Consider the following 1,319-nt stretch of genomic DNA (forward strand, 5'->3'; position numbering starts at 1 on the left):
CCCCCCCCCCCCCCCCCCCCCCCCCCCCCCCCCCCCCCCCCCCCCCCCCCCTTTTAGATGTGTATAAGAGACAGGGGCGGGCCGCTGGCGCCGGGCCTGCCGCTGCAGCCGGTGCGCGGCCAACTGGCCTGGGGCCGCATGGCCGATGCGCAAGGCGCCCTGCCCCGGCAGCCAATCAATGGCGACGGGCATCTGATCGCCCATGTGCCCGACCAGGGCGGCGCGCTCTGGCTCAGCGGCGCCACCTTCGACCGCGACAGCACCGACACCGCGCCGCGCGCAGAAGACGGCCGCGCCAACCACGCGCGCCTGGCCCGCCTGCACCCCGCGGCCGCACGCGCGCTGGACGGCGCTTTCCGCCGCGGCGCGGTCCAGGACTGGGTCGGGCTGCGCTGCGCCTCGGCCGACCGCCGGCCGCTGCTCGGCCCGCTGGCTGCGGACACGCCGGGCCTGTGGGCCTGCACCGCCCTGGGTTCGCGCGGCCTCTGCTTTGCCGCGCTGTGCGCCGAGCTGCTGGCCGCGCGCTGGCATGGCGAGCCGCTGGCCCTGCCGCTGGCCCAGGCCCAGGCGCTGGACACCCGGCGCGCGACCTGAGTCTCAGGCCGCCGCCAGCACGGCCAGCGCCACCGAGGCGATGCGCGAGGGCAGCGAGTCCGCGCGCGAGGTCAGCACGATCGGCACGCGCGCGCCTAGCACCAGCCCGGCGCACTCGCCGCCGCCGATGTAGGTGAAGCTCTTGTAGAGCATGTTGCCGGCGTTGAGGTCGGGCACCAGCAGCAGGTCGGCGTCGCCGCTGACGCTGGAGGCCATCTTCTTGATCTGCGCGGCCTCGGCCGAGATCACGTTGTCGAAGCCGAACGGGCCTTCGACCGTCGCGCCGGGCCAGGCGCCCTGGCGCGCCATCTCGACCAGCGCCTGCGCATCCACCGTGGCCGGGATCGCCGGGTTCACGGTCTCCACCGCGGCGACGATGCCGACCTTCGGGTGCGTGACGCCCAGCGCGCGCAGCAGGCCGATGGCGTTGCCGAGGATGTCGCGCTTGACCGCCAGCGGCGGCGCGATGTTGACCACGCAGTCCGCCAGCCCGAGCAGCTTGGGATAGCGCGGCAGGTCGAACAGGAACAGGTGGCTGATGCGCGTGTCGCCGCGCAGCCCGCAGGCCTTGTCGACCACGGCCGACATCAGCTCGTCGGTGTGCAGCGACCCCTTCATGAGCGCGCCGAGCGCGCCCTCGCGCGCCAGCGCCTGTCTCTTATACACATCTAAAAAGGGGGGGGGGGGGGGGGGGGGGGGGGGGGGGGGGGGGGGGGGGGGGGGGG

At 75.4% G+C, this 1,319-nt stretch carries 2 protein-coding genes and 1 pseudogene; 1 reads left to right on the top strand and 2 read right to left on the bottom strand.

Annotation, left to right across the window (positions count from 1 at the left end):
- Positions 1–192, bottom strand: a pseudogene (locus tag JHD63_RS24290) (hypothetical protein); the annotation flags it as partial.
- On the opposite strand from JHD63_RS24290, the gene JHD63_RS22530 reads away from it, so the two are divergent.
- Positions 139–594, top strand: a complete 456-nt coding sequence (locus JHD63_RS22530) for an FAD-dependent oxidoreductase (RefSeq protein WP_233168549.1) — start codon at positions 139–141, stop codon at positions 592–594. The pseudogene JHD63_RS24290 and the gene JHD63_RS22530 sit on opposite strands and share 54 nt — an antisense overlap.
- A 3-nt stretch (positions 595–597) precedes the next feature.
- Here JHD63_RS22530 and JHD63_RS22535 read toward each other — a convergent pair whose 3' ends face one another.
- Positions 598–1,260: a bifunctional enoyl-CoA hydratase/phosphate acetyltransferase gene (locus JHD63_RS22535; protein ID WP_370590619.1), complete on the bottom strand. Its 663-nt coding sequence runs from the start codon at positions 1,258–1,260 to the stop codon at positions 598–600.
- Positions 1,261–1,319 lie beyond the last annotated feature (59 nt).

It is taken from the genome of Xylophilus sp. ASV27 (assembly GCF_016428875.1).
In the GTDB taxonomy this organism is placed as follows: Bacteria; Pseudomonadota; Gammaproteobacteria; order Burkholderiales; family Burkholderiaceae_C; genus Xylophilus.